We start from the raw sequence: 20,699 nt of genomic DNA on the forward strand, positions 1-20,699 counted from the left end.
TTAAGAATTTTAACACCGTAGTACGTATTTTTAGTGTCAGGAATCCCTTCATAAAGAGTGAATCCACCTTCAAGATGTTCTCTTTCGTGGACAAACTTTAAAGCTTGGTCTAGAATTTGAATCGCCTCAACATGAATTTAGCAAATGGATTCATGGAATAGAGAACTTGAAAATAAAATTCTAGGAATAGGTCCTGGAATGAATTTTATTGATTTTGACTGCTTTAAAATCGAAATACATCCAGAATGATTTACATTGCATGAAAAAATAGTTTTCATAACTGATGAGTTTGATTTCGCTTGCACTATGATTCCTCCATAAATTTTTTGTTTATAGGGATCATCAGCACTTTGCGGTTATAAGGTGGAACCCATCACCTACATAAATCACTATTAACACAGGGAATATAAAAACATTTCTGATCCACATTAAAAATTGGACCCAACAACTAAAATCATTAATACTCAAATAGCACATATGTAGGAACTAAATTAAATCCCTAAAACCAATTCAGTGGTTTAATTTAACTTATTTTAGTTTTTCAGAATTTTATACAGCGTTTAATGTTACCAGTATTACTTGAATAAATCCATCCTCACACCAAAAACCAAGACGAAAAAGATAACTATCAGAAACTAACCATGTTAATTTAACCAGATATTTATTAACATGCGGAGGGATTTAGCAAATGAGTAAAATAAACCGGCAGGAAATTCTGGATGTTTTAGATGGGTATGATAAGGAAGACATAACTATTGCGACTTTAGGAAGTCATTCATCCCTGCATATGTTTCAGGGAGCGAAAGCAGAGGGGTTCAGGACGGCAGTAGTTTGTGAAAAAGGACGGGAGATACCTTACAAAAGATTTAACGTTGCTGATGAATTCATAATGGTTGATAAATTTAGTGACATAGTTAATGATGATGTCCAGCAGGAATTAAGAGATATGAACAGTATAGTGTTCCCACACGGATCTTTTGTGGCCTATGCTGGACTGGATAATATTGAAACTATTTTTAACGTCCCCATGTTTGGAAATAGGGACATTTTACGATGGGAAGCAGAAAGAGACCTCGAAAGAAAGTTGATGGTTGAATCCGGAATCAGGATTCCGAAAAAGATAACAAATCCTGGGAAAATTGACGGCACAGTTATGGTAAAGTTCCCTGGAGCCCGGGGAGGAAGAGGATACTTCGTTGCCAACTCAACTGAAGAATTCGACCAGAAGATCGAGGCAATGATGGCGAGAAAATGGATCGAAGAAGAAGATATAAAAGAGGCTCACATTGAAGAATACGTATTGGGATGTAACTACTGTATTCATTACTTCTTCTCAGGATTAAAGAACGAAGTAGAACTTTTAGGAATTGATAGCAGATATGAATCCACTATTGACGGTTTAGTCCGAGTACCTGCGAGAGACCAGCTAGACATCGGGGCAAATGCATCATATGTTGTAACAGGTAATCACCCTGTAGTTTTAAGAGAATCACTACTTCCACAGGCATTTGACATAGGAGACAAAATCACAGAGGGTGCTAAAGAACTGGTACCACCAGGATTTAATGGTCCGTTCTGTATGCAGACTCTAGTTAACGATGACTTGGAAATAGTAGTATTTGAAATGAGTGCACGGTCAGACGGTGGAACAAACACATTCATGAACGGATCCGCATACAGCTACCTCTATTATGGAGAACCATTGAGCATGGGCCGTAGAATGGCACTCGAAATAAAAAATGGAATTAGCGAAAATCGCTTAGAAGAGATCATAACCTGATCAATTCATTATTCCATCTTTTTATTTAACCATCTCAAACCCTGTTAAAACATTAAAAGAATTATCAAACCCATTTAACAAATATTATAAAAATAGGACTTCCATCCCCACATATTGGATTCGGTTTATATACCATAGATTGCAAAGGTTATAATCCTAAACAAAAATCGGTATTATTATTCCTGACAACAATAATAACCAATCAGAAGGTGTTTTATTGCTCACAACCGTCCAAAAAGAAATATTGCAGGTTTTAATTGATCTGTATAGTAAATCAAATTACAGGCCCATTAAAGGAGAAAATATTGCAGCGATTATGAACCGGAATCCCGGAACCATAAGAAATCAAATGCAATCCTTAAGAAGTATGGGGATCGTGAAGGGTGTTCCGGGCCCCAGAGGAGGGTATAAACCAACAATAGAAGCATACCATGCTTTAAATCTCAGTGCTGCAGATGAAGAAGAAACCGTGCCTTTGTTTAAAAAAGATAAACTGGTAGAAAATATAACTGTTACCAGAATAGAATTCACCAGCCTACCCCAACCTGGAGAGTGTGAAGCAACCATAAAGGTCATGGGAGATATCAAACAACTTGATCTGGGGGATAAAATAAGAGTTGGCCCCAGTCCTGTGAATAAACTTGTGGTGAATGGGATAATTGTAGGAAGGGATGATATGGATGGTGTATTACTCCTGGATGTTAGGGATATACGAAGCATACCCCATAAATCAGTGATGGAAATAGCTAGCCAGGATCTCATTACTCTGGAACCTCACATGGATATAAAGGAAGCAGCATGGATCCTATCTAATAATGGAATCGACGGTGCCCCGGTAATTGAAAATGATTGTGTTATAGGAATATTAACCCTTATTGACATTACTAAGGCTATTGCCAATGAAGAAAAGGATCTTAAAATAACCAACTTGATGTCCAAATACATAATTACCGTTAAACAGGATGTTATGATATCAGAAGCCATTCAGATTATGAATAAAAATAAAATTGGACGTCTTATTATCACCGATGAGCAGGACAAACCCATTGGAATTTTAACCAAAACCGATATTTTAAACCAGATAGCTGGTTTAAAATATTTAACTGGTTAAATTAATGCGTAATTCCTTTAAATACGCTTCTTTTTTATTAATTGTGAGATCTCCCTGAAAATATTCACTTTACTCCCTAATTATCATCCTTTTTTTGATTTAATTTTACGAACTTAAAAAAGAATTAAAAAAATTTGTAAATATTATATATTAATATATAATTAAAGAAAAAAGATACGGATAAGGTTAATATCTTCTCCTATCCATCAATTCTTTCATTTTACCCGGATTCCATCCTCCGCTGGCGGATTTAGAACGACCTACTTGCTGGACGTATCCAGTTATACGGTCATACCATTCTACTTCTTTCTGTTCTCCGCAGGAGGCGCAGTTATCCTGTAATCCTTTCATCAGGGTTTTGCATTTTATGCAGAAACTCAGAGCGCTACTGTAGGCCCAGAAACCAATATCAGATTTCCTGGCTATCTTGTTAGTGAGGCTCATGAGTGCTTCAGGGTCACTGTGTGATTCACCCATAAATGCATGGAAAATATGTCCACCCAGAGTACGGCTGTGGAATTGTTCCTCGATACGGATCTTCTCAGCCAGGTTCAGACTGGTGTCCACTGGTAAATGGGAAGAGTTGGTGTAATAATATGCCTCAGAATCCCCCTGAGTTATGGCATTATTACCGAATTTCTCCCGATCGAGCGTTGCGAATCGGTAGGCAGTGGACTCGGCAGGTGTTTGAAGGATGGTCCAACGCAACCCTGTGTCTTTTTTAAGCTCCTGAGCCCGTCCATTCATATAGTCAATAACTTTAAGACCTAGTTTAAGTGAATCGGGATCATCAATTCCACTTCCACAGAATGATTGTAGCATTTCATTTAATCCCACGAATCCAAAGGACATGGTGGAGTTTTCCACTCGGTAGTAGCGTTCATCATTTAATTCTTGGGTTAAAAAGGGTAACAGGTTGTAGTCATCCAGGCAGGCCACTGCCTGCTTTCGACGTAACATCAGAACCTCTTCAGACAGACGCAAATAGGAATCCAGGTATTCGAAGATTTCATCTTCATCCTTGGATTGGTATGCTATTCTGGGCAGGTTCAATGTTATGTAGGCCAGGTTCCCTGTTCGGAAACAGTCTTTATCCCAGTCTCCGGTCCAGTTATCTGATAGGGATGTTCGGCATCCCATGTAGTTGGCCATCTGCCCCCGGTAGCTGGGTAGCATGTTGGTGAAGTAGGCAGTTCCATATTTGGAGGATAATTCATGAACTAATTCCAAGTCCTCGGTAAATTCATCCTTTAAGACTTCTTTCCGGAGGGCGTAGATGGTGTTTGGGAATAGATGTGGCTTACCATCCGAATCTCCTTCCAGGAGAACTTCGGTGAATGCCCGTTGTAACATGCGGGTTTCATCTTCAAAATCACCGTAGGTTCCCACCAGGCGACCTTTAGGCCCATAAGCTGGTTCTTCTTTTAAAAAGTCCGGTACGGTGAATTCTAGGTTAATGGATGTGAATGGTACCTGGCTTCCCCGAGCAGCGTAGGCCATGTTCAAATTGTAGATGAACATTTGCACTGCCTGTTTAACCTTCTCGTAGGGAAGTCCATGGGCAAATGGGGCAACAAATACGTTCCAGAGACTCATGGATTGTCCACCACTCATATTCTGCTGGGCTGCCAGCATGATCTCTCCAGAATGGTTCATCAGGGTTTCAATGTGGTTAGGTGGCCCTGCTACTGAAGTATGATCTCCAGTACCATCCACTTTAAGCCCGTTTTTTATGAAAAACCTTAAATCATGTTGCAGGCAGTTTACTGGTCTACCAGCAAAGAATTCCAGATCATGTATGTGTATATCCCCACCCAGATGGGCGTCGGCCAGTTCATTGGGGAGTATGTGCAGGAGTGCGTATTGTTTAAGGGCCTCATCAGCCACATATTTGTGCACTGTTTCTGGGTTGTGTATCATGTTGGCATTGTCCCGGCTGCCGTTTTCAATGAGGTTGGTGATGTTGTAGACCGGTATTCCCAGCCTGGTGTACCTTCGCCTAAGGGTTTCCAGTCCATTTTCAACCAGTTTGGTGTTTACCATCTCCCTGAGCATGGGAGCTGTTAGATATTCCACGTCCAGTTTCCTAACCTCTTTCCAAACACTGGTAGCAATTTTATCCGCGATTTCTGGGCTGGCACCTGTTTCTACAATCAGGGTTTTCTCTATTTTGGATTTGTCGAAGGATTCAATGGTGTCCCGTGCTGTTCGAACCCGTAACTGGTTACTTCTGAGGTACTTGTCAGCCACCGCAGGTTCAACCCGCTTCAGAGAGTCATAAACCCACATCTTGATCTCTTTGGTGGTGACTCCATCATAAGAAGCTCCCGCAGCCTGAGATGCTATTTTTTCCGCCGCCCAAAGGGGAGCACCTGCCATAAGACAGGATTTCAATATCTTCTCATGACTGAACTTCTCAAATATCCCATTATTCTTCAAAACACAATTTTCCGCCTTAGTTGGTATGGCAGCAATAATACGGGCGTCCTTCATCATCTATCCTCCGACTTAATTTTTAATCCGAATAATTTAAAATTAATATCAAATAGGCTTTACTGTAATAATTTCCCCCTAACCCCCGGAAATAGTTTTTAAATCTACTTAATAATTTCTATCTGTATCATTATAAAATTGTTTCGATTGACCAAACTGTTCTGATAAGCAAAACTGTATAGAGTGGTAACTATTTCCCTGATAACATCACCACCCCATATTATAACCGAACACATGATGTGAACAGATTTAACCCGAAATTCTGATGATAGTGCAAAATAACACATCGTGTGCACTTTAGTTTAGGAGATTTGAATCATGTTGATTAATGGATATAAATCAAGTTCACAGGAATACATCCAGTGAACTCTGCTTGGACCGGTCACTTTCAAAGAGGGAGTTGATACCCGATTCTAAAAGTTCAATCCTTTGCACCAGGTAAGGATCTATAGGGTAACGACTAGCCAGTTCCTTGGATATTTCCAGGTATTTAGTGACAGAACCTTTGGATATGCTCAGTATTAGGTTTCCACCACAGGTACATTCCCCTGTGAGAGGTATGCGCCTATATTTCTTGTTACATTTGGTGCATCGCACCTTCTGCCGGGCAAAGGCTCTTGAATTCCCTGCGATATCGGGTAAGAAATGGGAGTTCAGGACTCCTTCCACCACTCCCTTTTGATCCACGGCACGTATCTTCTCTGCCAGGCGGATCTGTCCATCCACTTTATCCTTCATGGTGGGTAGTATTTTATAGAGGCATATTTTAGGCCCCTGATGGATGCTGGAAGTTTCATGAGAATAGATCAATCCATGGTACTGCTCATCCTTGCCCAACCTCTTCTTGACATTATCCACCATGTCCACCACGTCAGCGGGTTTGGCATTCTCCATGGTTTTCTGGTAGAGTTCCAGAGGCAGTGTTTCCATGGTGTCCAGGTTATGGGATTCATCATCTATTTCCTCAGGATCTATACGGGATGAGAGAACCAGTGGAGCATCCATACGCCCTCCACGGCTGCTGGGAAGGTAAACCTTGGAAAAGTTGAGTAATGCATCCATTAGAAGCATCACTGAGTCTTCATCACTGTCACAGTTTCGGCGTTTGGCTGAGTGGAAGTAGGGATGAGCATAGCATGCTGCGGCTTTGGTGAATCCTATTATCCGCCCTAGAACCCCAGCTGAGGTGTGAGGTGCCAGTCCCACTGCCAGGTGCCCCACCAAGTCTTCTTTGACCTTAACCCGGTAGAATGGTTCCATCTCATAGAAATTTTTCAGAAGATCATCGATAAAGTGTGAAACCCTCATCAGGTACTCTCCACAGGCTTCTGATATTACCAGATCCTGTATGCGGAGTTCAACCACCTGATTATCATTCTCAAGCGCATTTCCCCTGATGTCATGAGTGTATCCCAATTCACGAAGTTTCTGGGAGCTTACACCTATCTCATGAGGTATGAAATGAGTGAGTGGAAGGTCTGTTGAATCATGACGGATAGTAGCATCTTTAAATGTGTAAACACCATTTTTAGCCCGGAGTATTCCCTTCTCCAGAGGTTCTGGGAATTTATCTTCAGATATCATTCCCTGCACTCCCTTTATCTCATCCAGTTTCCGTACGCCTGAATTTTTATATGCCTTTCGGAGAAGGTTAGCCACGTTGATTCGTTTTTTTCCTGAGCTAGTGGGGACTGTTCGGGCTCCGCAAACTGGGCAGATAGCCTGCATGGATCCTACGCCACATTCAGGGTTGGTACATTTGCATCTGGCTATGTCAACTGTGATACTTCCTTTTTTAGCTGCTTCCACAATGTTCCTCCTGCTCCCACCATTAGTCCCAATAGGGAACAGAGCGTGTGGTGCAGGTTTCATCATTCTTTCCTTGGTCTTCTCAGGCCTTCCCACCCTCCCACCAAGGTAAGTAGGCGCCTTAGCCATAATTTCAACTGGTGAAACCTTATTTAAGGCTTCTAAAGTTGATATATCATTTTCATTGTCAAGGGGTTCAGCCAGAGTACGCAAAAGAGCATAGGCATCATCCCCCGGTAAGATAATTTTATCATCCCTAACACGGTGATGGACTCCCACCGACTCCAATATCCTTTTCTCAGGACCCATTTCCAGTGTTAAATCATTTTCGATGTTAATATCTTCAGCAGCGTCGTATAACCATGTTCTGAGGGTGTTGAGATCCCTCCGGGTTACATCATGATAGAAATAGGTGTATTCCGGGTGAAGTGGGATTTGGTACTGTTTTGAAAGGTCGAAAGCTGCCCTGGCACTGATTTTATCCTCCTGAAGGAACTGATTCAACTCTTCTTCCTGTCCATCATCATAGCTGGCTGATTTTTCTAAAAGCTGTATCCACCATTCTTCACACCAACCAGCAGGGAGCAGTTGATGGTTGTTTCGGAGGAACTCTCCAAAGGCCACTAACATGTCCCCAAGATAAATTATTTCCACTACATCTACCCTGATTTTACGAGCTTCCTCCACTGAATCTACTTTTACCACATCCCCATTTCTGAGTTTCACAATTGGCCCGTCAATACTGTCGCAGGGAACTACACAGTTCCCCTTACCCGGTCTTTCTATCTTCATCTGGGTCCCGACAGCTAGAAATTCCAGGATCTCCATGGTAGCAGGGTGAACCCCCATGGCAGCCAGTCCGGTGTTTCTGGATCGACCATATCTTAGACGAAAGCCCCCTTTAGTTTGAGGATATGCTAAAACCGGCCTACCCCCAATGATATCCCGCATATACTTGTCATCTACTTTAGGTGCCCCGTCCTTGGCATCTTCATCAGTTTCATCATCTTCGTCTGATTTTTTGGTCTTTGAAAGGTCACCCAGCCAGTCCCAGCCTTCTATTTTGAGCATTTTAGCGTACTTCAGTACCTTGGGTGCTTTTTGAATAACACCCTCCACCAGGGCCAGTAAAGCACCTCCACGGAGGTGGTTGGTTTCCACACGTTCTAAGTCCCTGTGGGATACTTCCACCTGATCAGTGGGTTCACCAGTGACTTCTACAGGTATGTGTTGTGCTGCGGCACGGACTTCATCTGGAGAGGGGGAGTACTGCAGGTTGGTTACCTCTGACTCGTAAAGCTCTGCTTCCTCAACATAACGCTCTATTTCCCCATCTGTAGGTTTATAAACATCTAAAGCCATATTAAGTCTAATATAGTCTGAAATTAATACTGCAAGTGCTGATGCAGTCCCCCCTGCACTTCGTATAGGTCCTGTGAAGTACACGGCTAGGTACCAACTCTGGTCGAAGTTCCTTTTGATAGCCACCCGGTCTATTCCTTCCAGTGGTGCAGCCACCACCCCCTCAGTAAGAATTGATAAAGCTGTTCGCACTGCCTGGTCCGCGGCCTCTTCTTTTATTTTGTACTGGTCTTTGTTCCCTGGATCGGCCTTCATCACCTCATCAGAAGTGACTATCTCCTTGGCTACCTGGAAGGCAACTTCTTCACGGGACATTCCTTCCTCTTCCAGTTCCTTTATATGTGCTGCTACTCCTGGTGGGCCCACCAGCCCCTCCACACGCTCGGCTAGGTTTTTAGCCAGAGGTATTTCTGGTTCGGTTTCAATATCATGACCCTTCTTCCTTGCTTGTTTGGCAACTTCATAGGCCTGTGCAGTGCCCTCTTCCAATGTTTCAAAATATCCCATACTGATTCCCTGATTTTTTATATGTTTGAATAATTAAACTATAATAACCCTTTCGAGTTATATTAAAACATCATGTGCCCTTAAAAATACGATTTAAGCCTTATAACATCCGAACATTATTTAAGCTCTACTAATTATTATTGTTCTGGAGATAATTTATAGTTTTTTAAACAGGTGGAGTTCTTACTATTAAACAATTTCACCATAACATACCACTACAAATATAAGGCGTTAATGTGCAACATAAATATGAATGAAATTTCTTGTATACTAGAAATAGTATATAGTAGAAATGGAATATGTGTGAATAATTTCATGATCAATTTTATGGTGATTTAGTTTGGCAAAGAAAGAAAAAAAATACCTTCCACCAAGTGGGGCGGGCCTGGTAAGATACTTTGAAGAGGAAACCAAAGGCCCCAAGCTCAGTCCAGAACAGGTTATAATCATGACTGCTATTTTGGCTGTTTTTTGCATAGCTTTAAGGTTTTCATACTCCTAAACTCTTATTATTTTTCTAATCCCTCTAAAATTAGTTTAAGTAAGCTAAAAACTTTAACCCAATTTAAGAGTTGCGTGGAGGTTACTTTAGCATAAGAGTTATTTAATATATGTAATTTGGGAGTATCCCCAATTTTTGGAAATATAACAAACTTTTAAAGTAATATAAGAAGTTTTTTTAAATTTTGATATATTTGTTAATTCGGATGAAATATAAAGGAGTTTTAACATGGCAATCCACCCAATTGAATTTCGTTATGGAACCCCTGAAATGAAAAAAGTCTGGGAAGCAGAGAACAAACTTCAGAAAATGCTGGAAGTTGAAGCGGCTCTTGCGGAAGCTGAGGCCCAGATGGGCCTGGTTCCTGAAGAGGCTGCCCGGGAAATAAGAAGTAAGGCCAACACACAGTATGTTACCAATGAAAGAGTTGCAGAAATAGAAAAAGAAACCAACCACGATATTGCATCCATTGTAAAAGCCCTGGCTGAGGTCTGTGAGGATGATGCCGGTGAGTACGTGCATTTCGGTGCCACCTCCAATGACATAATTGACAGTTCCCAGTCACTCCTACTCCGTGATTCCATTAATATCATACAGGAAAAAGTAACGCGTTTAGCGAGAATCATCCTGAAACTAGCGGATGAAAATAAAAAAACAGTTTGTATAGGAAGAACCCATGGACAGCACGCCCTCCCCACCACTTATGGGATGAAATTCGCTCTTTGGGCAGATGAACTCCACCGTCAGTATGAACGATTGGAGGAATGTAAAGGTAGGCTCTGTGTTGGGATGATGACTGGAGCAGTGGGTACCACTGCAGCCCTGGGTGAAGATGGGCTTGACGTTCATCTTAAGGTTTCCGAAATACTGGGACTCCCAGCAACACTGATATCCAACCAGGTGGTGCAGAGGGATAACCATGCAGAATACATGATGGACCTGGCCAACCTGGCCAGTACCCTTGATAAGATTGCCCTGGAAATCCGTAACCTGCAGCGTACAGAGATCAAAGAATTAGGGGAAAATTTCGACCCGGAAAAACAGGTGGGATCCAGCACCATGCCTCACAAAATGAATCCCATCACTGCCGAGAGGATCTGTGGAGTATCCAGAGTTATTAAGGCATATCCCGCTCCTGCTCTCCAGAATAATGCCCTGTGGCATGAAAGGGACTTGACCAACTCCTCATCCGAGCGGATCATGCTCCCGGAGGCATCTATCCTCACAGATTACATACTGAACTTGACCATTCGATTAATGGAAAAACTGGTTTTCTATCCTGAAAATATTGAAAGGAATCTCAACCTTACTGGTGGACTGATTATGGCCGAGCGATTCATGGCAGAACTCACCCGTAAGGGTATGGGAAGACAAAGCGCCTATGCCCTGGTCCGTAAGTGTGCCCTGGAAGCAAACAAACTGGGAGTTAGCTTAAAAGATGTGGTACTTCAGCAGGAAGGGATAACCGATTATCTGAGCCCAGAAGAAGTGGATGATATTATGGACCCCCACACCTACCTGGGATCTTCGGTGCAGATTGTGGAAAATGTTCTAGAAAAATCAGAAGAATGGTTTTAAAATTTTTAGAATAGAACATAATTCCAGATTTTTTTCTAAATATTCCCCTTCTTTTTTACTTTTTAATTATATTTGCTGCTTTAAACCTCCCTGAAAACGAAAAATTAATATATTACCAATAATAAACAATATTGATACTGATTATAAAGGGAGGTGAAAAAATGGTCGATATCAAAGAAATTAAACACATCCGAGCCGCTCCATTCACATTGATGACATCCTCAATACACGCAATTTTAGCCTTCATCACAGCAATTCTTGTCATCCTATTCTTCGGAACAATAGCAGCACTCATACCCGGTATGAGCATGTTCGCTGGTTTCATTACCGTGTTAGGATTATCAATAATTATCCTATGGCCTTTAACATCATTCTTCTTCAACATAGTGTACGCCTTTATTCTGGCATTACTCTACAACCTCTTAGCACCCAAATTAGGTGGGATAAAACTAGGTATGGAAGGAGAAGTAGTTAAATCAATTCCAGTAATGTCATTTGCCCTTATACTCTCCGTTATAGTCGCTGTTTTAACATTCTTAACCGGACTATATATCGGACTGGCTGGTAGTTCTGTATTCTCACTGGCAAGTGGAGTAATTCCAATTGCAGCCAACGTAGCTGCAAATGCAACCAACACCACCACTGCCGCACTACCAACCGGTGGAATGATGGCAGCAGTATCTGGCATATGGGCACTGTTCTGGATTATAGTAATGCCAATAGCAATGTTCATCATGACTTTCATTGCATACGCATTATTCGCCGTCTTCTACAACATCCTAATACCAAAGATCGGTGGACTAAAACTTATATTCGCCGAAGCAGCCAATGGATTTGAACTCACCAACATCCCAGTAGTACCTGCAGCACTATCCATATCAGTAGTAATGGCAGTTTTAGGTGCAATATACGGATTAATCATGGGTTTACTGACAGGAGACGTGGTTCTAGCAATAATCTGGCTTATAAGCTACGCCATATCATGGTTTGTAATGTACTTCATTATGGTAGCACTGGCCACAGTATTCTACAACATCCTGCAGCCCAGAATTGGTGGTATTAAACTGGTACTGGAGTAAGCGTTCTAAGATAATTTCCCCCTTTTTTTTCTTTTTATTTCTGCCCTGATTTTAATTTCCATTTTATAAAAATTGATATTATAGTAGGACCAGATGTAACACTGACAATTTACTAATTAAGAGGTGAAAAAATTGGAAATAAAGGAGATCAAATCTATACATCTAGTTTCATACACACTGATGAATTCATCGGTTAACGCAGTGTGGGCATTTATATACGCAATATTCAGTTTAATATTAGCACTAATTGGCCTTGCATTCGACTCTAGTGCAATGGCATGGACATTAATCGGTGTTTACGCAGCCATGATCATTGCTTCCCCCGTAAGCACATTCTTGATTGGTATTGCCCAATCATTTATAACCGCGTTGATTTATAATCAACTTGTGCCCAGGATAGGGGGAATTAAATTGGGACTTGAAAATCTTAGCGAAGTAAAATCAGTTCCAATTATCCCCTTTGCCCTAATGACCTCTACAATTGCCGCTATAATGACTTTATTAATCGCCCTGATCATTGTACCATTATTTGCAGCCTATGCTGGAATATTTATTCAGCTAATGAGTTCCATGGCAGCATCTACTGATACCTCTGCAATCTCAACAGCAGGATTAGGGGCTTTTGGAGCCATAGGATCCCTCATTCTAATCATAGTAATGCCAATAGCCGTATTTATAATGGCATTCATAGCTGATGCAATATTAGCTGGACTATATAACCTAATAGCACCTAAAGTCGGTGGAATCAAGCTTGAGTTTGGCAATGCAAAAGAAGGACTACATGAGCTACTCATCATCCCACCACTTCCAGTTGCACTGGTAACTGGAGTTCTCACAGCCGTAATCGGGTTCATAGTTGGTCTGATAATGCTTATTATTGCCGCAGTATCCGGATCAGCCCTAGTTGGAGTTTTATTACTGCTAGCATTTACTATCGGAGGATTTATAGTAGCATTTGTAGTAGATGCAGTTTTAGCACTAATTTACAACTTCTTAAGACCTAAAATTGGCGGTGTCAAACTGCAATTAGAATAAACACTCCAATTAAATTCTTTTTTTATTTTTTATTTGATTTAAATCCTATTTACCCATAAAAGATACATTTATCCCCTATTCATATTCAATCTGCTCAAAATGTAGATATCCTATTTAATTAACATTGATAGAATTAATAGGTAAAAAATTATAATAAATAAAGATACTGATTTGAACGTGATCTTATGGCTATTCAAACCATTAATTGTCGAAAAATATCAAGAGGACATGTTAAAGGGAACATCATCATTTCCAAGGATCCACTGAGTTTTTTGGGAGGTGTAGACCCTGATACCGGGATAGTGACCGACAGGGAACATGACCTCTACCAGCAAAATATAGGTGGTAAAATACTGGTGATCCCTTCAGGAAAGGGTTCCACAGTTGGATCCTACGTGATCTTCCAGATGGCTAAAAACAAAACCGCACCACTGGCCATCATTGCCATGGAAGCAGAACCAATCATCGCCACCGGAGCCATAATGGCCAGCATACCCATGGTTGACCAGCCAGAAGAAGATGTTCTTGAAATTCTAAAGGAAGGTAACCTGGTGGAGGTTGATGCAGACACCGGAATTATTGAAATTCTAAAATGAATCAAATAAAAGAACTAAAAATGATTTAATTAAATAAATTATACAAAAATGTTGAAAAAATAGGTGTGAACCTATTTAATTTTCCACTTTTACTTTTCTACTACCGTTTTCTCTGATTTCAGCACCTATTAATCCCCCAACAGCACCTAAGACTCCTCCTAGGAATATGGAGATAAAGGTGATAAAGAGACCAGCTATCAGAGTCATCGCCCCTGCCACCAGGCCAACTTTGGCAAAGATTAACCCTATTATGGCACTTAAAGCTCCGAATCCGGCGATGAACAGGATTCCAATAATGAGCCCGCCAATAATGCCGGTTAATGCCCCTTCCACTGGTGCATCCTTTTTCTCGCCACGTCCAATGTAGGTTGCCACCAGCCCCCCTATTATTGGACCTAAAAAGAACAGAGGAAAAACAGAAATTGTTAAGACAATGGTTAAAACCGCGTTTACAAGTGATCCTACTCCCACTGCTTTCCAGTCTACCATTTATATCACCCCTCAATCAACATATAATTCTGTTACTTTCTATTCTTCTTTTCTACCTTAGATCGATGTTTAAGATTTTTTATAAGATTCTTCATTATCTTCAGAAGAAACTTCTTCTTCAGATTCATCTTCTTTTAATATTTCTTCAACATGTTGCTGCCTTGCTTTCATCACAGAGCCAATTATTCCACCACCAAGCCCTAAAAGGATGTATACTGGTATGGAACCTAACGAATAGATGATTAGGCCTCCGATTATCTTTTGAGAGAATCCTGAAATGACGTATATCACCAATATGTAGATTATCCCAGTGAAGAGTCCTATTAAAGCTCCGTGCACTGCTCCGGTCTTTATGTTCTGGTTGGCCATATATCCAACCACAATTCCCGCAACTATCAGGGCTATTACACCCCCAACTAAGGGGATGAACATTCCGAAAACAACAACCAGCACCACTGCCAGTGCTGTTCCAATAAGAGTAACTTTTTGATCGATCATAGTTTTACCTTCATAATTCCATTCATTTAACAATGTGAACCTTTATTATTTTGCTCGTGATAATTAATGAATGTTTATATTATTCTTGGGGTTCTGAAAGAATAAAGTTTACTAAAACTAAATGGGAATACTCGGAAAAATGGGAATACTGGAAAAACTGAAATAATGAGTATTGGAAAAATTAAAATAAAAAAATATTATTTAATTGTTTTAAACTGTACTTACGCTTCTCCTTTTATTAAAGAACCAATAGCTCCTCCAATGGCCATTAGGATCATGACCCCGAAGAATGCAATAAACAGGAATATGGAGGTCACTGTGGCTGCTGCGAATCCTATTATTCCCAGGATTAGAGTGCCGAATATGAGCATTAGTATGGACAGCACGATGGCTCCAAACAAACCAGATACTGCTCCGTTTGCCATACCATTACCGGCAGTCCCCCCTACCATGTAACCTACAACCATTCCAGCTATGAGTAAACCGAGAACTGAACCTACTGCAGGTATAATTATACCAAAAACAGCTCCCAAAACTATGGATAAGATGAAACCTACAATTACTGCTCCCCAGTCAATATCCATTTTTTCACCTCTCTTATAAAAATAAAAAAAATAAAAAAAATGTGTCGTTTTTTTTTATTCTCCTTTAATTGCGGCTCCGATGGCTCCACCGATGGCACCGATAATTCCATCAATTATCGCTGCAAGCACTAACACTACTACTGCTGCTATAGCTCCAGCTGCTAGTCCAGCTGCTGCAGTACCTATGATTAAGGCGAGTATTGCCCCTATTATACCTGCAACAACCCCTACGAGTGCTCCGTGGATAGCTCCATTCATATAGCCTCCGGCAACAGTGTAACCGACATATATAGTTGCTATGAGGTAACCAATTACACCCCATCCTGGAAGAACCATATCAATGATCAGTCCCAGTATTATTGCAATCACTAAACCAATTATAACTGGAGTCCATTTTACTTCTACCATGTTTTCACCTCCTTCATGTCTTAAATTAAATTTATACTATCATTCATTTAAACTGTGGCCTTGGCTGCAGTGTATGCATCATACATACCGTAAAGCCAGACAATTATGTATAATATGTACGCAATGGCCCCTAAAAAATAAACAGCAGCAAACAAGATTAATGCTACGACGAAAATCACTATCCCCATCATTGTTTTACCAGCATATACACTACCAATACCCGGTAAAAAGAAAGATATGACCACAGCCAACATCGGACTTGCCACATTACCCACCTCCCTATAAATTAGTATTTATTATATCCTTTCATGTCCTTAATATTTTTTTCTTTTTAATTTCCAATACCTAACGGATAATGAACTAAAATTTGAATGTGAAATCGAGTATATCACCCATAAAACAATAAAATATATAATTAATTCTCGAAATGAACCCTATCTGGATTTATTTCCCATTAATTTTCTCATGTAAAATTAAATATTTTCAAATTTATTTTTTGCACACTTTCCAGATAAAAGATAAGACGAATGAACAACTAATAATCAGTACTGATTACAGTGTATCAGTTACTGATTAATAATAAAAGAAAATTTAGAAATTAAGATTATAAAATCGGATGGTTTAGTGGAAGGAAGGTGTAACGGTGTACTTATTCATCCATAACGGGACTCTTATAGACGGGAACGGTACTAAACCCCTGGAAAATGCAGGAGTTTTAATCAAGGACCATAAAATCATTGCTTCTGGTGTTGAAGACTCTCTGAAAATTCCAGGGGATGAGATCAAATATATTGATGCCAGAGGAGGATTCATACTCCCTGGTTTTATCGACTGCCATGTGCACATGATGTGGAATGGATTCCAATACGAAAACTCCTTATTCACCCCACTATCCATTTATTTTTATCAAGCCACACAAAATCTGAGGCTTGCCTTAGAAACCGGCGTAACCACAGTTAGAGATGCTGGAATGGCTGACTATGGTGTTAAAATAGCCGTTGAAGAAGGTTTAATAATTGGACCACGTCTTCTGATAAGTGTCATGCCCTTATCCATAACCGGAGGGCATTTTGACATGGAATTAAAGTCCGGTCACCAGGTGAAAACCACTTACCCCGGCCTACCTGATGCAGTCTGTGATGGAGAGGAAGAAGTTCTAAAAAGAGTAAGGGAAGTTTTAAGGGCTGGTGCAGATGTGGTGAAAGTGATGGTGACCGGAGGAGTGATAAGTGCCAATGATAGTCCAGAACACCCCCAATTCACCCTAAAAGAGTTGCAAGTAATGGTGGAAGAGGCTTCATATCGTGATTTGCCAGTTATGGCCCATGCCCATGGATCACAAGGTGTTAAAAATGCTTTGAATGCAGGTATAAAATCTATTGAACATGGAACCTACCTTGATGAGGAATGCCTTGATCTGTTGCTAGAAAATGATGCCTGGCTGGTGCCAACCCAGCTGGCACACAAAATCAACCTGGAACTCATGGAAGCGGGAAAATTACCTGATTTCAGTAAAGAAGATGCCCGCAGTGTGGCAATTAACAGCCATAGAAGTATGGAAAAAGCTTACAAGGCAGGGGTGAAGATGGTAATGGGTACTGACAGCGGTATAGCTCCCCACGGTCAGAACCTGCGAGAACTGGGCTTTTTATGTGATATTGGAATGAACCCCATGGAAGCTATACAGGCCGGTACTAAACGTGCTGCAGAACTCTTGGGATTGCAAGATAAAATCGGTACCATAGAAACTGGAAAACTGGCTGATGTAGTGATCTGTGCCACTAACCCCCTCCATGATATAAATTCCCTGGGAAATCCGGACAATATACTGGTAGTTATGAAGGAAGGGAAAATATTTAAAGATATTAGAATATTTTAAACCTTAAGGCTGGATTAACATGGTAGATGATTCTAAAAAAAGAGCAGAAATCAAAATTTCAGGTATGCACTGTGCATCTTGTGCATTGAACATTGAGAAATCCCTACAGGGATTGGAGGGTGTGGAAGAGGCTCAGGTTAATTTTGGAACAGAAAAAGCCACCGTAGAATACGATCCAGATAAGGTGGAACTCCAGGATCTGGAAAGATCTGTGGAAGATGTTGGTTTCACTGTGGTGAATGAGAAGGTCATTATCAAAGTGGGAGGTATGACTTGTGCCATGTGTGTCCAGGCCATTGAAGGGGCTTTAAGAAAGATTGATGGAATTAGTGAAGTTAACGTTAATCTGGCGGCTGAAAAGGCCTATGTAACATACAACCCCCGGATGACCAGTGTGTCCCAGATGAAAAAGGCCATCGAAGACTTGGGATATGAATATCTAGGAGTAGAAGGAGAATTTCAGGCAGATCAGGAGGAAAAACTGCGGAAAGCGGATCTCAACAGTAAAAGGAACCGTTTTATAGTGGCCTTTGCTGTTTCCATTCCCCTGATGGTGTTGATGTACGCCGGTGTGATGTTGCCCTTTAACATGGCCTATTTCATGCTGGCAGTTACCATTCTGCCCTTTATTTATGTGAGTTATCCTATTTTCTCTGCTGGTTATCGTTCCCTCCAAAATCACAGCTTAAACATGGACGTGATGTACTCTCTGGGTATTGGGGTGGCCTTTGTTTCCAGTGTGCTGGGAACCTTCAACATCGTACTCACCCCGGAATTCATGTTCTATGAAACTGCACTGATGCTTGCCGGATTCCTCATGTTGGGTAGGTGGCTTGAAGCACGGGCGAAAGGACGTACCGGCACTGCCATCAAGAAACTGGTGGGTTTGCAGGCAAAAACTGCAACTATCATTGGTAAAAATGAAGAAGATGGTGAAACAGAAACCCAGGTGTCTGTGGAAGATGTGCTGGTTGGAGATGTGGTGCTGGTAAAGCCAGGTGAACGGATCCCAGTGGATGGAAAGGTGCTTTCTGGTGAGAGTTTCGTGGATGAATCCATGATCACTGGAGAACCTATTCCAGTCTTGAAACAGGCAGGATCCCCAGTGGTGGGTGGAACCATTAACCAGAATGGGGTTTTAAAGTTTCAGGCAGAAAAGATCAGTAAAGATACTGTCCTGGCACAGATCATCAAACTGGTAGAATCAGCTCAGGGGTCCAAACCACCAGTGCAGAGGATAGCTGACCGGGCTGTTACTTATTTCATCCCCACTGTTCTCACCATAGCTATTGTATCCTTTATAGTGTGGTATTTCTTACTGGGAAGCACCCTTCTTTTTGGACTCACTATCCTCATATCCATCCTGGTGGTGGCCTGTCCCTGTGCACTGGGCCTGGCCACCCCCACTGCAGTGACTGTTGGAATTGGACGGGGCGCAGAACTGGGTATACTGGTTAAAAACGGTGAAGCACTTGAAATATCCGAAAAATTAACCACAATTCTCTTTGACAAAACCGGGACCTTGACAAGGGGCAAACCAGAAGTTACCAATATCATAGGAACCAGCACAGATGATAAAGCCTTATTACAGATTGTAGCCAGTGTGGAAAAAAATTCACAACATCCCCTGGCAGATGCAATTGTTACCAAAGCCCGAGACAATGACATAGAATTGTATGATGTTGAAGAATTCAACACCTTCGGAGGAAAAGGGGTATCAGCAACTGTTAACCGGAGATCTGTACTCATAGGAAATCGGAAACTGCTTATGGAAAATGATGTTGGAATATCCGAAACAGACGAAGAAATGATTTCAAAGCTGGAAGAGGAAGGTAAAACAGCAGTTTTAGTTGCCTTAAATAATGTTTTCGCCGGTATTGTGGGAGTGGCCGACACTTTGAAGGAAAACACTCCCCAGGCTATAAGTGAACTTAAGAGGATGGGTCTTGAGGTTGCCATGATCACCGGTGACAATCAGAGGACTGCAGAGGCCATTGCCAGTAAGATCGACATACACAATATCATGGCCGGGGTTCTGCCAGAGGATAAATCCACTGAAGTTAAAAGGCTTCAGGATAAAGGAGAGGTGGTGGCCTTTGTAGGGGATGGGATTAACGACGCACCTGCCCTGGCCCAAGCCGATGTGGGAATAGCCATTGGCAGTGGCACGGATGTGGCCATTGAAAGTGGGGAGATAGTGCTTATCAAGGACAACCTACTGGATGCCGTGGCAGGAGTGCAGTTATCTGAGAAGGTAATGGGACGTATTAAGCTCAATCTTTTCTGGGCATTTGCCTACAATGTGATCCTCATACCGGTGGCTGCTGGATTGCTTTATCCCACTTTCGGGATTACTTTCCGCCCAGAATATGCTGGACTAGCCATGGCCTTGAGTTCGGTTACCATTGTAACTCTTTCACTACTTTTAAAGGGTTACATGCCCCCCTCCAAGAAGTTAGAGGTAGTTGAAGAAATTTAAACCTTCTAAAATTAATTCGAAGTATAATGAAAGAATTGGAAAATAAAGAAAAATGGACCGGGATCTAAAAAAATAAGAACAATGAACTCCTTAATTTAATATCATAAAAAAAATTAGAGGAGTAGGTGAAAAGATGGCTGTGGATCCAATCTGTAAAATGGATGTGGATGAAAAAACTGCAAAGTTTATAAGTGAATACCGGGGTAAAAAGTACTATTTCTGTGCCCCAGGATGCAAAAAGGAGTTCGATGAAAATCCTGAAAAATACGCAGAAGAATAATCAATGAGAATTACTAATGCTAATGGAGGGATTTCATGGGATTACTTGATTCAGTAACTAAAAAAGCCGCCAAAGAACTGGAAAAACAGGCTAAAGGAAAAGGTAGCAAAGAAATAGAAAAAAGAGCTAAAAGTGAGCTTAAAAAACGGTTTAAGATTTAATTTGATTAAATTGTGCTCATTTAATCTATTTATTTCATTATCCCTAATTTTTTCTTTTGAATTAATTAT

General features: G+C 41.1%; 18 protein-coding genes and 1 riboswitch. Of the genes, 11 read left to right on the plus strand and 7 right to left on the minus strand.

Features of this window, described 5'->3' with window-relative positions; translation table 11 throughout:
- Window positions 1–326: 326 nt before the first annotated feature.
- Window positions 327–387, minus strand: a riboswitch (Fluoride riboswitch).
- A gap of 301 nt (window positions 388–688) precedes the next feature.
- Both HY987_RS09590 and HY987_RS09595 read left to right on the plus strand, forming a co-directional pair.
- On the plus strand, window positions 689–1,780 hold the full coding sequence (locus HY987_RS09590; protein WP_292757974.1) for a formate--phosphoribosylaminoimidazolecarboxamide ligase: 1,092 nt from the start codon (window positions 689–691) through the stop codon (window positions 1,778–1,780).
- A gap of 217 nt (window positions 1,781–1,997) precedes the next feature.
- Window positions 1,998–2,891, plus strand: coding sequence for a CBS domain-containing protein (locus HY987_RS09595; protein ID WP_292757976.1), 894 nt, complete (start codon window positions 1,998–2,000; stop codon window positions 2,889–2,891).
- Window positions 2,892–3,077: 186 nt separating this feature from the next.
- Here the strand turns inward: HY987_RS09595 and nrdD are convergent, their stop codons facing one another.
- Complete coding sequence (gene nrdD, locus HY987_RS09600; protein WP_292758458.1) at window positions 3,078–5,384, minus strand: anaerobic ribonucleoside-triphosphate reductase; 2,307 nt, start codon at window positions 5,382–5,384, stop codon at window positions 3,078–3,080.
- Between the two features lie 345 nt (window positions 5,385–5,729).
- Window positions 5,730–9,062 carry a DNA polymerase II large subunit gene (gene polC, locus HY987_RS09605; RefSeq protein WP_292757978.1) on the minus strand — a complete coding sequence of 1,111 codons (3,333 nt, stop codon included), beginning with the start codon at window positions 9,060–9,062 and terminating at the stop codon, window positions 5,730–5,732.
- A gap of 340 nt (window positions 9,063–9,402) precedes the next feature.
- Here polC and HY987_RS09610 point away from each other — a divergent pair, with 340 nt between their 5' ends.
- From HY987_RS09610 to HY987_RS09630, 5 genes are all read left to right on the plus strand, one after another.
- Window positions 9,403–9,564, plus strand: a complete 162-nt coding sequence (locus HY987_RS09610) for a preprotein translocase subunit Sec61beta (RefSeq protein WP_286243699.1) — start codon at window positions 9,403–9,405, stop codon at window positions 9,562–9,564.
- A gap of 228 nt (window positions 9,565–9,792) precedes the next feature.
- Complete coding sequence (purB, locus tag HY987_RS09615) at window positions 9,793–11,142, plus strand: adenylosuccinate lyase (protein WP_292757981.1); 1,350 nt, start codon at window positions 9,793–9,795, stop codon at window positions 11,140–11,142.
- Between the two features lie 161 nt (window positions 11,143–11,303).
- Window positions 11,304–12,221 (plus strand): hypothetical protein, encoded by a 918-nt coding sequence (locus HY987_RS09620; protein WP_292757983.1) that lies wholly within the window; start codon window positions 11,304–11,306, stop codon window positions 12,219–12,221.
- Between the two features lie 132 nt (window positions 12,222–12,353).
- Window positions 12,354–13,256 carry a hypothetical protein gene (locus HY987_RS09625; RefSeq protein WP_292757984.1) on the plus strand — a complete coding sequence of 301 codons (903 nt, stop codon included), beginning with the start codon at window positions 12,354–12,356 and terminating at the stop codon, window positions 13,254–13,256.
- A 185-nt stretch (window positions 13,257–13,441) separates the two neighbouring features.
- Window positions 13,442–13,852, plus strand: coding sequence for a DUF126 domain-containing protein (locus tag HY987_RS09630; RefSeq protein WP_292757986.1), 411 nt, complete (start codon window positions 13,442–13,444; stop codon window positions 13,850–13,852).
- A 75-nt stretch (window positions 13,853–13,927) separates the two neighbouring features.
- Here the strand turns inward: HY987_RS09630 and HY987_RS09635 are convergent, their stop codons facing one another.
- From HY987_RS09635 to HY987_RS09655, 5 genes are all read right to left on the minus strand, one after another.
- Window positions 13,928–14,341: a DUF5518 domain-containing protein gene (locus HY987_RS09635; RefSeq protein ID WP_292757988.1), complete on the minus strand. Its 414-nt coding sequence runs from the start codon at window positions 14,339–14,341 to the stop codon at window positions 13,928–13,930.
- A gap of 69 nt (window positions 14,342–14,410) precedes the next feature.
- Window positions 14,411–14,839 carry a DUF5518 domain-containing protein gene (locus HY987_RS09640; protein WP_292757990.1) on the minus strand — a complete coding sequence of 143 codons (429 nt, stop codon included), beginning with the start codon at window positions 14,837–14,839 and terminating at the stop codon, window positions 14,411–14,413.
- 221 nt (window positions 14,840–15,060) lie between these two features.
- Entirely contained in the window at window positions 15,061–15,423 is a 363-nt protein-coding gene (locus HY987_RS09645) for a DUF5518 domain-containing protein (protein ID WP_292757992.1), read from the minus strand.
- Window positions 15,424–15,477: 54 nt separating this feature from the next.
- On the minus strand, window positions 15,478–15,831 hold the full coding sequence (locus HY987_RS09650; RefSeq protein WP_292757994.1) for a DUF5518 domain-containing protein: 354 nt from the start codon (window positions 15,829–15,831) through the stop codon (window positions 15,478–15,480).
- Window positions 15,832–15,878: 47 nt separating this feature from the next.
- On the minus strand, window positions 15,879–16,097 hold the full coding sequence (locus tag HY987_RS09655; RefSeq protein ID WP_292757996.1) for a hypothetical protein: 219 nt from the start codon (window positions 16,095–16,097) through the stop codon (window positions 15,879–15,881).
- Between the two features lie 377 nt (window positions 16,098–16,474).
- Here HY987_RS09655 and HY987_RS09660 point away from each other — a divergent pair, with 377 nt between their 5' ends.
- The 4 genes from HY987_RS09660 to HY987_RS09675 all read left to right on the plus strand — a co-directional run bounded on the left by HY987_RS09660 (window position 16,475) and on the right by HY987_RS09675 (window position 20,630).
- Window positions 16,475–17,710, plus strand: coding sequence for an amidohydrolase family protein (locus tag HY987_RS09660; protein ID WP_292757998.1), 1,236 nt, complete (start codon window positions 16,475–16,477; stop codon window positions 17,708–17,710).
- 19 nt (window positions 17,711–17,729) lie between these two features.
- Complete coding sequence (locus tag HY987_RS09665) at window positions 17,730–20,189, plus strand: heavy metal translocating P-type ATPase (protein WP_292758000.1); 2,460 nt, start codon at window positions 17,730–17,732, stop codon at window positions 20,187–20,189.
- Between the two features lie 133 nt (window positions 20,190–20,322).
- On the plus strand, window positions 20,323–20,469 hold the full coding sequence (locus tag HY987_RS09670) for a YHS domain-containing protein (protein WP_292758002.1): 147 nt from the start codon (window positions 20,323–20,325) through the stop codon (window positions 20,467–20,469).
- A 35-nt stretch (window positions 20,470–20,504) separates the two neighbouring features.
- Window positions 20,505–20,630 (plus strand): hypothetical protein, encoded by a 126-nt coding sequence (locus tag HY987_RS09675; protein WP_292758004.1) that lies wholly within the window; start codon window positions 20,505–20,507, stop codon window positions 20,628–20,630.
- Window positions 20,631–20,699: the final 69 nt, after the last annotated feature.

Origin of the sequence: Methanobacterium sp. (assembly GCF_016217785.1) — an archaeon.
Lineage (GTDB): Archaea > Methanobacteriota > Methanobacteria > Methanobacteriales > Methanobacteriaceae > Methanobacterium.